7 protein-coding genes are annotated in these 15,847 nt (G+C 65.6%); all 7 read right to left on the reverse strand.

Features of this window, described 5'->3' with window-relative positions; genetic code table 11:
- Window positions 1-11: 11 nt before the first annotated feature.
- The 7 genes from ACW9I6_RS07100 to ACW9I6_RS07130 are packed head-to-tail and all read right to left on the reverse strand — an operon-like array spanning window position 12 to window position 15,837.
- Window positions 12-791 carry a thioesterase II family protein gene (locus ACW9I6_RS07100; protein ID WP_003218418.1) on the reverse strand — a complete coding sequence of 260 codons (780 nt, stop codon included), beginning with the start codon at window positions 789-791 and terminating at the stop codon, window positions 12-14.
- Window positions 788-1,876, reverse strand: a complete 1,089-nt coding sequence (locus ACW9I6_RS07105) for a saccharopine dehydrogenase NADP-binding domain-containing protein (protein ID WP_023658858.1) — start codon at window positions 1,874-1,876, stop codon at window positions 788-790. Before ACW9I6_RS07105 ends, ACW9I6_RS07100 begins: the two co-directional genes overlap by 4 nt.
- A complete protein-coding gene (locus ACW9I6_RS07110) occupies window positions 1,873-7,296 on the reverse strand; it encodes a non-ribosomal peptide synthetase (protein WP_003218420.1) in 5,424 nt (1,807 codons plus the stop codon). The genes ACW9I6_RS07105 and ACW9I6_RS07110 overlap by 4 nt, the downstream gene beginning before the upstream one ends.
- A complete protein-coding gene (locus ACW9I6_RS07115) occupies window positions 7,293-10,700 on the reverse strand; it encodes a non-ribosomal peptide synthetase (RefSeq protein WP_457339100.1) in 3,408 nt (1,135 codons plus the stop codon). Before ACW9I6_RS07115 ends, ACW9I6_RS07110 begins: the two co-directional genes overlap by 4 nt.
- Window positions 10,690-12,447 carry an ABC transporter ATP-binding protein gene (locus ACW9I6_RS07120; protein ID WP_003218423.1) on the reverse strand — a complete coding sequence of 586 codons (1,758 nt, stop codon included), beginning with the start codon at window positions 12,445-12,447 and terminating at the stop codon, window positions 10,690-10,692. Before ACW9I6_RS07120 ends, ACW9I6_RS07115 begins: the two co-directional genes overlap by 11 nt.
- Window positions 12,444-14,192 (reverse strand): ABC transporter ATP-binding protein, encoded by a 1,749-nt coding sequence (locus ACW9I6_RS07125; RefSeq protein WP_003218426.1) that lies wholly within the window; start codon window positions 14,190-14,192, stop codon window positions 12,444-12,446. The genes ACW9I6_RS07120 and ACW9I6_RS07125 overlap by 4 nt, the downstream gene beginning before the upstream one ends.
- Window positions 14,185-15,837 carry a (2,3-dihydroxybenzoyl)adenylate synthase gene (locus ACW9I6_RS07130; protein WP_003218428.1) on the reverse strand — a complete coding sequence of 551 codons (1,653 nt, stop codon included), beginning with the start codon at window positions 15,835-15,837 and terminating at the stop codon, window positions 14,185-14,187. The genes ACW9I6_RS07125 and ACW9I6_RS07130 overlap by 8 nt, the downstream gene beginning before the upstream one ends.
- Window positions 15,838-15,847: the final 10 nt, after the last annotated feature.

Raw genomic sequence — 15,847 nt, forward strand, 5'->3', positions numbered from 1 at the left:
GGATTCTCCGGTCATGGGGTCGACGGCCAGCACTGCCACGCCGGTTCGGCGGGGCTGCCCAGCAACAGTTCCAGGTGCTCGATCAGGTCGGCCTGGCTGTCGCGCAGGTAAAAATGCCCGCCGTTGAAGGTTCGAAAGTCGGTGACCTGGCGCGTCACTTCCGACCAGGCATGGGCTTCCTCCCGATCGACTTCGCGGTCGGTGCTGCCCAGGCATACGCTCACGGGCACGTCCAGCAGCTCGCTGATATCGCCGCAGTAGTTTTCGATCAGGCGGTAATCATTGCGCAATGCGGGCAGGTAAAGTGCCTGCATCTCGGGTTCGTCCAGGGGTGATGGCGCACCACCCGACAGGCGCCGCACATCCGCCAGCAGACCGGCATCTGGGCCCTGGTGCAATTGGCTGTGACGTTGCCGGTGAGGGGCCGGATGGGCGGAGACGATCAGCCGTTGCAGGTCCTTGCCCTGGCGGTTCAGGCGCCGCGTCACCTCATAGGCCAGCGCCGCACCCATGCTGTGGCCGAACAGCACCAGCGGCCGGTCGGACAGGTCCCACAGCGCCCGGGTAATAGTGCCCGCCATCCATTCCAGGCTGCCGGGCCAGGTTTCACTCAGGCGCTCTTCGCGGCCGGGGTATTGCACGCTGACCAGTTCGATGTCAGCCGGCAACAGTGCCTGCCAACCGCTGAAAAATCCCGCGCTGCCGCCGGCGTGGGGCAGGCAGACCAATCGGCAACGCGGCGTTTGATGCTGCGGGTAACGTCGCAGCCATGGGCTGGGGATTTTCTTCATAACACGCCCTCCTCCAGTTCAGTGGTGACGTGGATCCGGGTCTGCGGCAACCAGCGCAGCACCTGGCGCAAGCAGTCATCGGCGTCCATCACCTGGGCAGCGTAGTGCGTGCCTTCGGGCAGTTTGGCCAGTTGCAGGGCGCAGATTGCCGCCACTGTGCCGGTCAACGCCGAGCCGTCGGCGGCACGCAACCAGGCGGTGGCCTGCTGCGGTTCGCCGTGTTGCAGGCCTGCCATTTCGACTGCGAGCAACTGGTAAGGCGTGCGCCCTGCCAGGTCCAGCGCACTGGCCTGTACCAGGGCGGCAATGTTCTCTGCCGTGTGTCGCAGAGCCGGTGGCGAGCCCTGAATGCGCCCGAGTGCGGCCCGCAGGTGGCCGCCGTCGAACAGGTTGTAGGCCTGGGCTTCGCGCACCCGCAAGTCAGTAAACAAGCGCTGTTGCTCAGTGGTTAGATACGGGTGGGCCGTTACGGGACCGCCCACCAGCCAGGGCCGCTCGAAGTGTTCATCGACGAGTACGGCGGACTTGATTGCACGGCCATCGCACCAGCCCATCGAGGCCTGGCCATAGCCGTTGCCGAGGCTCAATAGAAAGTCCTCGGCCGCCGTTGTCGACAACCGCCCAAGTCCGACGGCATAGCAATGCACGGCATCGACGCGCTCGAACGACGCCGCAAGCACCTTGGGAAACAACCCCGACAGCCCGGGCAACATGCCGGCTGATAACACCACACGACGACCCGGCGGCAACTGAGCGGGCAGCAGCTGATGCAGCGGATCATCGCCGCCGACATCGATGTAATCGGCGCCACTGGCCAAAGCGGCCAGCGCCACCCGGTCGAGCACCTGGTAGCTGGGGCCCGCGCAATTGATCAGCAGGTCGCAGCCGCTGCAAAACGCCGCCAGGCTTTGGGCGTCCCACAGGTCCACTTCACGGATCTCGGCCTGCCCGTTCAACTCGCCGTCGTTAAAACGCTGCCCTTGCCCAGGGTCGCGACCGCCCAGGCGCAAGCGGCAATGACCGACCAGCACCCGCGCAACCTGCCGACCGACATGCCCATAGCCGCCTACAATCCCGACTCTCACGCCGCCACCTGCGCCAGCCGTTCGAACGCGCGGGCCACGGCTTCGACCTGGGGGCTCTGCATGCAGCTGAAGTGGTCGCCCGGCACGTCCACCACCTGCAATTCGCCAAGGCACAGGGCCTGCCAGTATTGGCTCATGTCGCGGTGCATGCCGGGCAGTACCTGGACTTCACCGCACTGGCGGATAAACACCATGTCACCGTCGTAAGGCGTGGCCTGATGCAAGGCGACGGCGGCCAGGCTGTGGCGCAGCACCTGCAGTTGCTCGCGCAGCCAGTCCAGGTCGCTCAGTTGCGAGCCGGCATGGCGCATCGCGTCTGCAATTGCCTGCAAGCGCTCATCTGCCGACTTGGATGCCAGGGCCCGCAGGCAGGCCAGGGCCGTGGCACAGTCGGGCTCATCCTGCAGCGCCAGCAACGCACCTTGGGGCACGCGGCCCGGAGTTTGGCGCAGCACCTTGGCAATCGCCCGCTCCATCGCCTGTTCATCCACCGGGTAACCCAGGGTGTGCGGGTCGGCCTGCATCACGCGGGCGAACACGTACTCCGCCAGCAGGTCATCCTCGATCATGAACGGCACGCGGTAGCTGCTGATCACTGTCAGTTGCAGCACCTCGATGTCCCTCGCCGCGAGGCATGACGCCAGCTCCGTCGCCAGCAACCCGCCGAGGCAATAACCGACGATGCTCACCTGGCGCCGGCCTTCGGCGTGCAAGGTGTCGGCATAACGCTCGGCCAGTTCACGAATCGCCGTAGCCGGTGCCAGAGCCAGGTAACCCGGTACATCATTGAGCACCAGCCCCTCCAGTGGCGCTTCTTCCCCGAGTGCAGCAAACAGCGCGCGATACGGTGCCAGGGTGCCGCTGCCATCATGGACAAAGATCCGCGCCGGGCCTTGCGCCTCCTCACGAATCCGCACCAGCGGCGACAGGCTCTCGCTGCCCTGCCCCCGCAGGTAATCCGCCAGGGCCGCAACGGTGGGCTGGTTGATCAACTGGCGCAGCAAATCCCCCCAGGGCACGTTACGGGCCTGGGGCAGGCTTTCCCGCAGGCGACCAACCACCTGCGCCACCAGCAATGAATCACCGCCCAACTCAAAGAAGCCCTGTTCACGGCCCACACTGGGCACCCGCAACAGGGTTTGCCAGACCTCTGCGATACTGCGCTCCAGCGCATCCAGCGGTGCAGCCCCGCTGTTGGCCTGTTGCGTGGCCTGGGCCATGCCGAGGTTGGCCAACGCCTGGCGGTCGACTTTGCCGTTGACCGTCAGCGGCATTTCATCCAGTACCCGCCACTCGGTGGGTACCATGTAATCCGGCAGGCGCTGGCCCAGATGCGCGCGCAACGCCTCCGGCTCAAGGGTCTGGCGCTCGGTCTTGAAGCGCGTGATGAACAGGTGCTGGCCGATCTGTGACATCGCATCGTCAGCTGCCGGCATGCACAGCGGCGTCTGCGCGCCGGCTTCCTGCAACAGTTGCTGCCACTGCTCGCGGCGGATGAACGTGGTGTCCTGCTCGGCGCGGAAATCCTCGAACGCGGTCAGGCCCTCCTTGAACTCCATGGACGCCATGATCTGGTAGGTGTCGCGGGTGGCTTCGATAAAGATCAGCCAGCCGCCGGGGGCGAGCATTTCCCGCAGCCGGGCGAGTACCTGGCTGGCATGCCGCGAGTTGTGCAGCACGTTGGCACACAGAATCACATCCAGGGAGTTGGCGGCGATGCCTTGGGCCCAGTGGTCGAGGTTCAGGTCAAACAGCCCGTAGCTGACCCACGGAAACTCGACGAAATGCTCCCGCGCTTCGTTGAGGAAAAACTGCGACAGGTCGGTGAACTGGTAGTCCACCGCCAAGCCGTCCAGGGCCGGAATCAGGTCGGCACTGGTGCCGCCCACGCCTGCGCCGATTTCCAGCAACTGCAGACGCCAGCCCGCCGGTTGCAGTGCGGCGATTTCCTGCACCGCCGCACACACCGCCTGGTTCAGGTACTGGCTGATCAGGTTCTTGCGATAGGCGCCTTCGGCGGTGTCGGTACGGCCTTCGGGAAACAGCAAGTGCAACGGGTCGAGCCGGTCGCTCATCAGGGCAGGCAATTGCTCCTGGCTTTCCCGCAGGTAGCGCAGCACTTCACCGCCCCAGCCCACACTCGGTTCCAGCGCCTCGATGCGCTGCCACAGCTGACGGTATTCAGCACCCGAGACCCGCAGTGACGAATAGGCGCCGGTGCCTGGGTTGCGGTCTACCAGTTGTTCGCGATGCAGCGCTTGCAGCCAGCGGCGGATCAGCCGTTCGTTGCGTGGCGCCACTTCGCACAGGCTCATGATCTGGGCCAGGTCGTGCTCGACGCCCGGTTGATCAAACAGCCCCGGGCGTTGCAGGGCCAGGCCCATGGAGAGCAACGCGGCACGCTCGACGCAATCGGACATCTGCGTAATCAGCGCTTCCGTCAGTTGGCCTTTCACGCCGTTGGCCGCCGCCAAGGCGTTGGGTGCCAACCGGGTCGGCCAAGGCAATGGAGTATCACGCAAAGTCCCGCGCACGCAGGCCTGCAAACGCCGCTCGAACGCGCCCTCGCCCGCAGCGACCACCACGGCCGATTCGACATGAGGATGACTGAGCAAGGCACTTTCGACTTCCGCCAACTCGATGCGATGCCCGCGAACCTTGACCTGGAAATCCTCACGGCCAAGGAACTCAATCAACCCGCTTTCAAGGTAGCGCCCCAGGTCGCCGGTGCGGTACAGCCGCTCGCCGCTGTGGGCATGCTCGATAAAACGCTCGGCGGTTTTCTCCGCGTCCCCCAGGTACCCCATCGCCAACCCCGTGCCGGCGATGAACAGCTCACCGGCAACGCCTTGCGGGCGATCGCGGCCTTGTTCGTCGAGCACCATGAAGCGTTGATTGGCCAGCGGCGCGCCGTAGGGAATGCTGCGCCATTGTGCGTCCACCTCGGTGATTGGATAGGCAATCGACCAGATCGCCGCTTCTGTGGCGCCGCCCAGGCTGATCAGTTGGAGCTCAGGCAACAACGCAGCGATTTCGGCGGGCAGGTTCAGCGGGATCCAGTCGCCGGACAGCAAGGCCAGGCGCAGGCTCTGAGGTGCCGCGGCCGGCACGGCTTGCAGGTAATGGGCAAGCATCTGCAACTGCGCGGGCACCGAGTTCCACAGGGTCACACCGTGCTCGCGGGCGCATTCGGCCCAGTGGGACGGGTCGGCGCGGCGTCCGGCGTCGGGCAACACCAGGGCGCCACCTACGGCCAGCAGGCCGAAGATGTCGTACACCGAGAGGTCGAAGCCCAGGCTGGCCAAGGCGAGTACCCGGTCTTCGGCGCCGATGGCGAAGCGCTGATTGATATCCACCACCGTGTTGAGGGCCGCCTGGTGACTGATCATCACACCCTTCGGAATCCCGGTGGAGCCGGAGGTGTAGATCACGTAGGCAAGTTGTTGCGGTGTCACCTGCGGCGCCGGCAGTTCACGTCCGGCACTGGCTGCGGCCTGATCAACGGGTATGCACTGGGTCACCTGGGCGGGCCAGGCCACGTCCTCGCTCAACCACGACTGGCTGAGCACCCGGCTGACCTCGGCGTTCTCAAGAATCAACGCGCGCCGCGCCATCGGCTGATTAGTGTCCAGCGGCAGGTACGCCGCGCCGGCCCGCAAGATCCCGAGTACACCGACCACCTGGTCGATGCCTTTTTCCATGCATACCGCGACCCGCTCGCCGGGCTGGCAACCGCCATCCAGTAACTGCTCGGCAATCGCCTCGGCACGGGCGGCGAGTTGCGCGTAAGTGAGCTGTCGCGCGCCCTGGATCAGGGCGACACGTTGGGGTTGCGCCCGGGCCTGGCGAAAGAACGGTTCATGCAGTAAGCCTGGGGGAATCGGCTGCGCCGTCTGGTTGATCAACTCCCGCACCAGTCGCTGGGGTGCCGGCAGTTCAAGGCAATCGTCCAGGGTCCAGGCCGAAGGCTCCCGCGCCAAGCGCTTGAGCAGACGTTCGAAGGTGTCGAACATCGCTTCCAGCATGGCCTCATTGAACACGCCCTGGCGAATGTCCCAATTGATGAACAGGCCGTTGTCGCGCTCGCTGACCTGGCAATCAATCAACACTTGCGGGGTCTGGCTGATGCCGTGCACCAGTTCTGCGCCGGGCATAAATGCCCCGCCGCCACTTTCGCCACCGGCGCCCAGGGTGCTGGTGAAGGCATAGGGCATCAAGGCCGCATCACGGCCTTTGCGCCGCGCCAGTTCGCGCAGTACTTCAATGCCGGAACACAGGCGGTGGTCCATGTCTTGCCACAGTCGCTCCTGCAACTGCTGGCTGCGTTCACCAAAGCTGCCGCCTTGCAGGGTCTGGACTTCCAGCAATTCCACCGAGCTGAAATCCCCCACCAGCCGATCGACCTGCGGGTGCAGCGACAGGCGATTGAGCAAGGTCAGGCTCAAGCAGAAATGCCCCTTGCGGCTCCAGCGCCCCAGGGTTTCGGCATAGCAGGAAAGAATCGCCGCCGACGCACCCACGCCGGCCGCCGCTGCATTCAGGCGCAGGGCGTTGAAATCCCGGGCCTCCAGGTTCAGGGCGCGGCGCTCGAAACGCGGTCCGCTGGGAGCGCCCTGCATGGGCAATTCCGGAGCACCGGGCAGGCTGTCGACCCGCGCCCACCAGTACTGGCGGTCACGCTGGTAACGCGGCTGTTCCCGCAACCGGCGCTCGCCCAGTACGTAGTCGCGAAAACTGATGGGCGCCGCCGGCGGCAAGGCTTCGCCACGATAGACCTGCTGCAACTCGGCCAACAGCATGCGCACGCTCTGGTAGTCGCACACCAGCAGATCCACTGAGAGATGCAGGCGCGCATGTTCACGGCCCTGGCTGACGCACAACTCGATCAGCGGCCACTGCTGGGGCGACGCCAGGCGAATTTCCATGCGTTCGCGCAGAGCGGCCAGTGCACGGCCGTCGTCTTCGCGCAGGTCATGCCGGGCGATCAGGTAATGCGGCACCTGGGGCAGGATTTGTTGGTAGCCGTCTTCCAGCACCACCGCCCGCAGCATGTCGTGACGCGCAATCAGATGGTTCCATGCCTGCTCCAGGCGCGCCGGGTCCAGTTCCCTGAGTTCAAATTCCAGGTAACCGTGGCACGCCACCCCGCCGTAGCTGAATGCCTGGGTGCGGCCCATCAGGTAAGCGGCCTGCACGTCGGTCAGCGGAAACGGTTCGCTGCGGGCAGCCAGGTCGGCCGAGACGGTGGGCATCACCGGTTCCATCAATTGCTGCAACAACGCGTCCTTGTGTTCGCGCAATTGTTGCAGGCGGCCTTCATCCATCACCCCGGCGGGCGCCCGGTAGCGCAGGCGGCCCTGCTCTTCCCAGAGTTCCACACCCAGTGCTTCGAGGTCCTGTTGCAGTTGCTGCAGTGTCATAGCGCACCCTCCACCATTGCGTTCCGGTTGACGTGGTCCTGTTCTCGTCGGGCGACAAGCCATTGGGCCTGGCGGGCGACGGTGGCCGCGTTGAAAAAGTCCTTCAGCGACAGTTCGACGTCGAACTGTCGGGCGATACGTTCGATCAGGCGAGCGGCCAACAGACTGTTGCCGCCGAGGGCGAAAAAGCCCTGGTTGCGTCCCACCAGGGGAATGTCGAGCAATTCGCGCCAGAGCCCGGCCAACAGTTGTTCGGCTTCGCCTTGAGGCGCGTCTTCATGCTCGGGTCTGGCGCCCTGGCGTTGCTCCTGCACCAGCCACAGCAGTGCGGCGCGGTCGACCTTGCCGTTGGCGCTCAGGGGCAGTTCGGTGAGGTTCAGCCAGTGGTCCGGCAACATGTGTTCCGGCAACCATTGGCAGAGCCACTGGCGCATGGCTTCGGCATCCGGCAGCGCGTCGCCCATCAGGGTTGCTGCCAACTGCGGGTTGGCCCCGGGCAACACCAGGGTGACGGCACGACTGACGGCCGGATGGCGTTCCAGGGCCACGTCGATCTCACTGAGTTCGATGCGGAAGCCACGGACCTTGACCTGCTGGTCCATACGCCCGAGAAATTCGAGGCTGCCGTCGGGCCAATAACGGCCCTGATCGCCGGTGCGGTACCAGCGTTGCCCGGCGTGCTCGACGAAGCGTTGGGCGCTGAGATGCGGCAGGCCACGATAGCCCTGGGCAACCCCGGCGCCGCCGATCCACAACTCCCCCGCCACCCAGTCCGGGCAATCGCGGCCCTGGCTGTCGACGACTCGAAAGCTTTGGTTATCCAGGGGTTTGCCGTAGGGAATCGAGAGCCAGTGAGCCGGCACTTCGTCGACGTCCTGGACGTTGGACCAGATGGCCGCTTCAGTGGCGCCGCCGAGAGCGGCGAACCGGGCGCTTTCGCCGGCTGCCAATCGCAGGCGGCGTGGCAGGTCCAGCCCGACCCAGTCACCCGAGACCATCGCCAGGCGTAATCCGCTCAGGGCATTCGGCTCGCGGGCCTTGAGGGTCAGCATGTCGAGCAACGCCGGTACCGAGTTCCACAGGGTCACGCGCTGCTGGCGGATCAGCCGCAACCATTCGGACGGCTCCTTGCGCCGCGCATCCGCTGGCAGCACCACGGCGCCACCGACACTCAGCAGGCCAAACAGGTCGTACACCGACAGGTCGAAATCGAGGGCGGAAACCCCGAGCACACGGTCATCCGCGCCCACCTGATAACGCCGGTTGATCGCGGCGACGGTGTTCAGCGCCGCCTGGTGGGAAACCTCGACGCCCTTGGGTTCGCCGGTAGTGCCAGAGGTAAAAATCACATAGGCCAGTGCGTCCGGCGCCACCTCGATCGGTTGTTTCAGGGCCCTGGCCGAACGCGCCTGGGCCAGGTCCACCACTTGCAAGTCCGCCAGCCATACACCGCGATCACGGTGGGCCGTATCGGTGATCACCACCTTGGCTCCGGCGCGTTGATAGATCATGTCGCGACGGGCTGCCGGCTGTTCGATACCCACCGGCACATACACCGCGCCCGCCGCCAATATGCCGAGCACCGCAACGATTTGCGCCTGGCCTTTGGGCAAGGTGATCGCCACCGTATCACCCGGTTCAATCCCCCACTGGCGCAGGGCACCTGCCACTTGCAGGGCCTGGGCCGCCAGCTCGGCGTAACTCAACTCAGCGTCCTCGGTGATCAATGCCACCCGCTGCGGGTGCACCTGCGCCTGTTGGAAAAAGCCATCGTGCAGCAAGCCTTTGTCATAGGCCCAGGGCGTGTGGTTGACCGCTGCACGGACCTCTTGCTGGCCTTGGGGCAACGGCAGCGGCGCGGGTTGGCGCCAGTCACCGGTACACAGCCACGCCAGCAGGTCGCCATAGGCGGTGAACATTTCGTCCAGCAGGCCTTCGGGGAACAGCGCATCTACCCCGTCCCAGTTGAGCAACAGGCCATCGGGCAGCGGATAGCTCTGGTGGTCAAGCCACACTTGGGGCGTTTGCGACAAGGCCCAGCCCGGTTCGCCCAGGTGCTGCCGGCAAGTGGCGTCGACAAACGCTTCGCCAAGGTTGCAGGCAAACACTACGGGGGCGCCGCCTTGCCGGGTGCGGGACAACTCACGCAGCACTTCCACACCAGGCCAGGCGCTGTGGGCGATGTCGCGGTGCAGTTGGCGTTGCAGGGCTTGCGCCTGCTGCGCGAAAGAACCCGCCTGGCGCTGGTCGATCTCCAGCAGCACCAGGTTGGAAAAATCCGCCAGCAGATGCGGGACGCAGGGGTGCAGCTCCTGGCGGTTGAACAGCGGCACGTTCAACAGGAAATGCTGGCTGGCGCTCCAGCGGCCCAGCACTTGGGTATAGGCGCAGCACAGCACGCTGGCCAGGGTCAGGCCGTGTTGGCGGGCCTGGTCTTCCAGGGCTCGCAACTGCGCGCGGCCGAGGCGCATCGCCAGGCGACGAAAACGCGGCGGGCCGAGGGATTGCGGCTCGTGTGCCAAGGGGAGTTGCGGGCCGTCGGGCAGGTCATCCAGACGTTGCAGCCAGTAGTCCCGCGCGCCGGCATCGCTGGTTCGGGTGGCGCCCAGGTAGTGGGCAAAATCCCATTCCAGACGTGGCAGCTGCGCCTCTTGCCCGCTGTAGATCAGCGCCAGATCCCGCAGCAGTACGCTGATACTCAGGACGTCCGCCACCAGCAAATCGATGTTCAGGTGCACCCGGCTGCGGCCGTCGGGCAAGCGGCTGAGTTGCACATCAAACACCTCGCCCTGGCGCACATCCAGGCAGCGGTGGGCCAGGCGCTCACGCAAGGCCAACTCATCCGGCCGTTCATGCACGGTCAACCCAGGCCACGGGCTGGTCGGCAGCACGCGCTGGCAAGTGGCGTTCGGGAAACAGGCGCGCAGCATGGGATGGCGGTGAGTCAGGCGTATCACCGCGCTTTCCAGGCGTTGAGCGTCGACCTGATACCCGTCCAGCTCCTGATACAGGTGACAGCCAACGCCCCCCAGCGGCATGGCCGGGTCGCGACCAAACCAATAAGCCTGCTGCAACGGTGTGAGGGCGAAATCGTTGTCGGCGGCGACGGGCTTGAGGTGCGTCGCCTGCCCGCGACGGCGGTCGATCAGCAACCACCAGGCCTCAAGGGTCGGCTGCTCAATCAGTTCGGCAAAGCTCACCTGCACACCTTCGCGGGCGAGCAAGGCCGGCAGGCGCATCATGCTCACCGAGTCCAGGCCCTGCTCGATCAGCGAGGCATCGGGCTCCAGGTCCTGGGGGGCATAGTCGAGCAACTGCGCGACACCGGCGCACAGCGCCTCGGGGCTGTGTGCGAGGCCGCCGGGTGCAGGATGAACGCATGCCAGTGATGGGTTATCGGTCATGGGGGACGGTCCTTTGGGGAACGGTAGGGTCTGGGCGCAAGCGCCAGCGATTGATCGCTTCGCGCTCGTGGAACAACTCGCGGTAACGGCCGGGCGTGGCCATCAACGCGTCATGGCGGCCGACCTGGGCCAACTGGCCGTGGTCGAGCAGCAGAATCTGGTCGGCATGGGGCGCCAAGGTCGGTTTGTGGGTGACCAGCACCACCGTGTGCCGGCGGGCCAGTTGCAACAGGGTCCGATTGACCCGCGCCTCGCTGATGGCATCGAGGGCGGCGGTCGGCTCGTCCAGCAGGATCAGCGACGCGTCCTTGAGCAACACCCGCGACAACGCCAGGCATTGGCGCTCGCCGCCGGACAGGCTGACGCCCTGCTCGCCCAGCACGGTGTGCCAGCCCTGGGGCAGGCGCTCGGCGAGGCGGTCGAGGCCGGTGGCGCGGGCGGCGTGCTGCCATTGCTCTTCGCTGGCGTCGGGGCGGCCCAGCAGCAGGTTGTCCAGCAGGCTGCCCGGCAACAGCGGGCTGTCCTGGAACATCAAGGCGACCTGGGTATCTCGGGCCAGGGCCGACAGTTGCCGCAGGTCGACACCGCCGAGGTGAATCGCGCCACTGCTTACATCGCTGAAGCGCGCCAGCAGGCGCAACAGGCTGGACTTGCCGGAGCCGGACGCCCCCACCACCAGGTTCAGCGAACGCTCCTGCAACGTGAAGTCGATGCCTTGCAAGATCGCCTGGCCCTGGCGGACCAGTCCTACGTCCCGCACTTGCACGTCGTAACCCAGGGCAGGTTGGGGTTCGAGAGGCTCAGGCAACCCCGGCATCTGCAGCAGGTGGCGCAGGCGATTCAAGCCGTGGCGGGTCTGGCGCAACGTGGTACCGAGGTTGACCAGCGCGCCCATTGGCTCCACCAGGCAGGTGGCGAGAATCGCCAGCGCCAGGAACTTCGCCGCATCGAGGGTGCCACCCAACACGGCATACAGGCCGCATAACAGGATGGCGCTGTAGCCGGCCTGCAACACCACCGCCAAACCCAGCGCGGCGGGAAAAGTGCGCCAGTGGGCGTGACGCTGTGCCTGTTGCTGCTGGGCCAGGGCCTCGGTGAGCAGGTCGAAACCTTGCTCGGTGCGCCCGCTGGAGCGCAGCAACGGTTGCTGGCGCAGAAACTCCATCACCCGGGCCGCCGCTTCATTGGCTGCGGCTTCGCTCAGTGCTTCAGCTTGCCCGCCCCAGCGCACGCCCCAGTGGTACACCAGCACCAGCAACGGCAACGCGGCCAGTGCCGCCAACGCCATGGAGCGGTCGTAGAAAAACAGCGCCAGCAGGAGTGCCAAAGGCGTCAACAGCGCATTGGCCATTGGCTGCAAAAGGTGCGCCGGGGTGCTCATGATTTGCAGCACGGTGTGAGTCACCAGGCGATTCAGTTCAGCGCTGCGCCGCTCCACAAACCATTCCAGCGGCAGTTGCACCAGCTTGTCACCAATGCGTCGGTTCAACGCCTGGGCTGCTTCGGCACCGGCGCGATAGCCCGCCAGCTGGGCATACCGGCGCAGCCAGAGGCACAACAAGGCCATGCCGGTGAAACCGATGGCCCAGGCCCAAGGCGTGGTGTTGCCGAACCACTGGGCAAAGGCCATCGGCAACAACGCCAACGCTGCGCCCTGGGCCAACGCACTCAACGCCATCGCCATCAGCGCACGCCGCAACAAGCCGGCTTCACGGGGTTGCAGGCTGCGTAACAGCGCGCGAATCATGCCCGTGCCCTCTTCAGTGCGGCCGCCGAAAACTGCTCAGCGGCCCACAGCCCGGCGTAAGTGCCCTGCTGGTCCAGCAAGCCGTGATGCGTACCGCGCTCGACAATCCGCCCGCCTTGCAGCACGACGATCTGGTCGGCGTCCTGGATGCTGCTCAAGCGGTGGGCGATTACCAGCACCGTGCGGGCACGGGCCAGGCGAGACAGCGCCTGCTGGATCGCGGCTTCGGATTCAGGATCACTGGCGGCGGTGGCTTCATCGAGAATCAGGATCGGCGCTTCACTGAGCATCGCCCGGGCAATGCCCAGGCGTTGCACTTCACCGCCGGACAGTTGCACGCCGGCTCCGAGGACGGTGTGATACCCCTGGGGCAGCGCGAGGATGCGCTGGTGAATCTGCGCGGCCCGGGCGGCGGCTTCCACCTCGATTTGCGTGGCGTCGGGGCGCGCCAGGCGCAGGTTGTCGAGGACGCTGGTGCGCAGCAGGCGCACATCCTGGAACACAAAGGCGACCTGGCGATACAAGGTGGCGCTGTGCATGTCCCGCAGGTCGACGTCGCCGATGCGGATCGCCCCGGCACTCACATCGGCAAAGCGCGCAAGCAAAGTGGCCAGGGTGGATTTGCCGGCGCCCGAGTCGCCCACCAATGCGGTCAGCGTGCCGGGCGGTAGATCCAGGTCAATGTCATGCAGCACCTGCGTGCCGTCGGGGTAGCGAAAGTCCACGCCTTCAAAGCTCACCTGGCGGCCCTTGGGCTCGCGGGATTCGCGAGGTTGCGTCAACGTCGCGCTGTTGAGCACGGTGGCGATACGGCTGGCGGCCATGCGGCCCTGCACCAGTGCATCCGCACCATGCCCGACGGCCGCGACCGGCGCTGCCAGGGCCGGCCCCAGCAGCAGGAACGGCAGCAGTTGCACCGGCATCAGCCAACCGCCAGCCACCAGCGACGCACCGCCCAACAGCACCAGGGCCAGCACCAGCAACGGCGAAAGCAGCACCTCGACACTCGCCCCAAGCCCGGCCCAGCGTTGGGCCCAGCAGGAAAAGAAACTGGCGAAACGTTCCACCGCACCGAAGAACTTTGACTGCACCCGATCGGCCCGGCCGAATGACTTGACCATGGCGATGCTCTGCACAAACTGCTGGGTGGCCAGGGACAGGTTGCCCAGCGCGGCGCCCAGTGCCTTCTGGTCATCCCGATAAGCCTGGGAGCGCAAGGCTCGCAGTCGCCACAGCGCCAGCGCTGGAGGCAGCAGCACCACAACGGTCATCGGCACACTTACCGTCAGCAGGTACAACAGGCACGCCAGGGGCGCCACCAATGCGGCGGCGAGGTTGTTTGGCAAGTGCGCCACCAGTTGATGCAGCGCACCTACGTCGTCGAGCAAAACACGGTCGACTTTTTGCCCACCACGGGCGCTGAACCAAGCCAGCGGAACCCGCGCCAAATGCGCGGCCAGCCGTTGGCGAACCTGGCGTTGCAGGTCGCTGTCGGCCAGGTGGGTCATCTGCAAGGCGGCAGCCAGCCCGAGCATGCGCAACAGCAAAGCGCCCGCACCGGCCAACAACCACCAGAACCCATCGTGCAGATCGAGTTTTCCGTCCAGCAACGACGGCGCCAACTCCGCCACCGCGATCAACGGCAGCAGGCCGATCAGGGTCGCCAGGGCTTGCAGCAGCATGGCGCAGATCAACCGGCCACGTACAGGCGCGAGCAGTTCACGCAGCGAGTCTTGATCAGCCACGGGCGGCGCTTCCCTCAGGTTGTTTTGCCCCGAAATACAGCTGCTGGATAGCCTCCCGCAGGTGCTTGCGGCTGACCTTGCCCACGCCGGTTTGCGGGAAACCGGGGATAAATTCGAAGCGGTCCGGCAGCTTGAAGGCCGCCAACCCTTGCTCACGCAGATGGCGCAGCAGTTCCGGCGGGCGCGGTGCCGTGCCACGGGGAATCACGAAGGCGCAGGTGCGTTCGCCGAGGTAGGCGTCCGGCATCGCCACCAAGGCCACATCGGCGACGGCAGGATGGCTGAGCAGGAGGTTTTCGACTTCTTCGGCGGCGATCTTTTCGCCGCCACGGTTGATCACGTCCTTGTCGCGACCTTCGACCATCAGGTAGCCGTCGTCGGTGAGCATTACCCGGTCGCCGGTGCGGTAGAAACCGTCAGTGGTAAACGCCTGGGCGTTGTGCGCAGGGTGGCGGTAGTAACCGCGAATCGTGTACGGACCACGGGTCAGCAATTGGCCGACCTGGCCCTGTATCACGTCCTGTTCGTTGTCGTCCACCACCCGGATTTCGTCGCCCGGGGACATGGGTTTGCCCTGGGTGTGCAGGACTCGTTGCGGTGGGTCGTTGGGGTCGGTATAGCAAATCAGCCCCTCGGCCATGCCGAACACTTGCTGCAAGCGGCAGCCGAGGGTGGGTTCCACGCGGCGGGCAGCCTCGAAGCTCAGTTTGGCGCCGCCGACTTGCAGCAGTTGCAATCCTGGCAGGCCCTGCCCGCGCGCCTGGGCGGCATCCAGCCAGACCAGCACCAGTGGCGGCACCAGCGCGGTATGGGTCACGCGTTCATGCTCGATCAGGGCGAAGCAGGTTTCGGCGCTTGGCGAGCCGCTCAGCACCACACGGCCGCCCATCAGCAAGGTGCCCATGAACCCCGGGCAGCACATGGGAAAGTTATGGGCCATGGGCAGCGCGGCGAGGTACACCGTGGCGTCGGTCAGGCCGCAACGTTCGGCGCTGGTCCGCACGTTGTAGAGGTATTCATTGTGGCGACGCGGGATCAGTTTCGGCACGCCGGTGGAGCCACCGGACAACTGGAAACACGCGACGGCATCCGCGGGCGGCGCAGAAAAGGTTGGCTGCGGGTCGTCCAGATAAAGGTCTTCGAGCGCGATGAATTCTTCAGCCTCACCGGCCACGATCACCCACGCAAGGTCGCCATGGGCCGCCTTCAAGCCACGGGCCATGCCCCGATAATCAAAACCTGCCGTGACGTCAGCGCAGAGGTATGCCCTGGCCTGGGCAAACTCGCAGAAGCGGCCGATTTCCAGATGACGATGGGCCGGTAACGCAAAGATTGGCCGTACGCCGAGGCGATACAGGGCGAAGCACACTTCGACAAAACCCACGCAGTTCGGCAGTTGCACCACCACGTTGTCCCCTGCCACCAACCCCAGCCGGGAGAACCCGCCGGCCAGTTGATCGACCCGTTGATCCAGTTGGCGATAGCTCACCCGCAGCGTTCCATCGGTGATCGCTTCACGCTCGCCAAAGGTGCGGGCGGCGTTGCGCAGCAGGTCGCCAAAGGTCTCGTCGCGCCAATAGCCTGCGTCGCGATAGCGTTGGGCAAACGCTTCGGGCCAATCGGGGCAGTCGTCAATGATAGTCATGGGGTCTCCA

It is taken from the genome of Pseudomonas sp. SDO5522_S412, from assembly GCF_054071215.1.

Excerpts from the sequence above, each read along its gene's own strand:
- ACW9I6_RS07100 (WP_003218418.1), bottom strand. The coding sequence starts at position 791 with ATGAAGAAAATCCCCAGCCCATGGCTGCGACGTTACCCGCAGCATCAA.
- ACW9I6_RS07110 (WP_003218420.1), bottom strand. The coding sequence starts at position 7,296 with ATGACACTGCAGCAACTGCAACAGGACCTCGAAGCACTGGGTGTGGAA.
- ACW9I6_RS07115 (WP_457339100.1), bottom strand. The coding sequence starts at position 10,700 with ATGACCGATAACCCATCACTGGCATGCGTTCATCCTGCACCCGGCGGC.
- ACW9I6_RS07120 (WP_003218423.1), bottom strand. The coding sequence starts at position 12,447 with ATGATTCGCGCGCTGTTACGCAGCCTGCAACCCCGTGAAGCCGGCTTG.
- ACW9I6_RS07130 (WP_003218428.1), bottom strand. The coding sequence starts at position 15,837 with ATGACTATCATTGACGACTGCCCCGATTGGCCCGAAGCGTTTGCCCAA.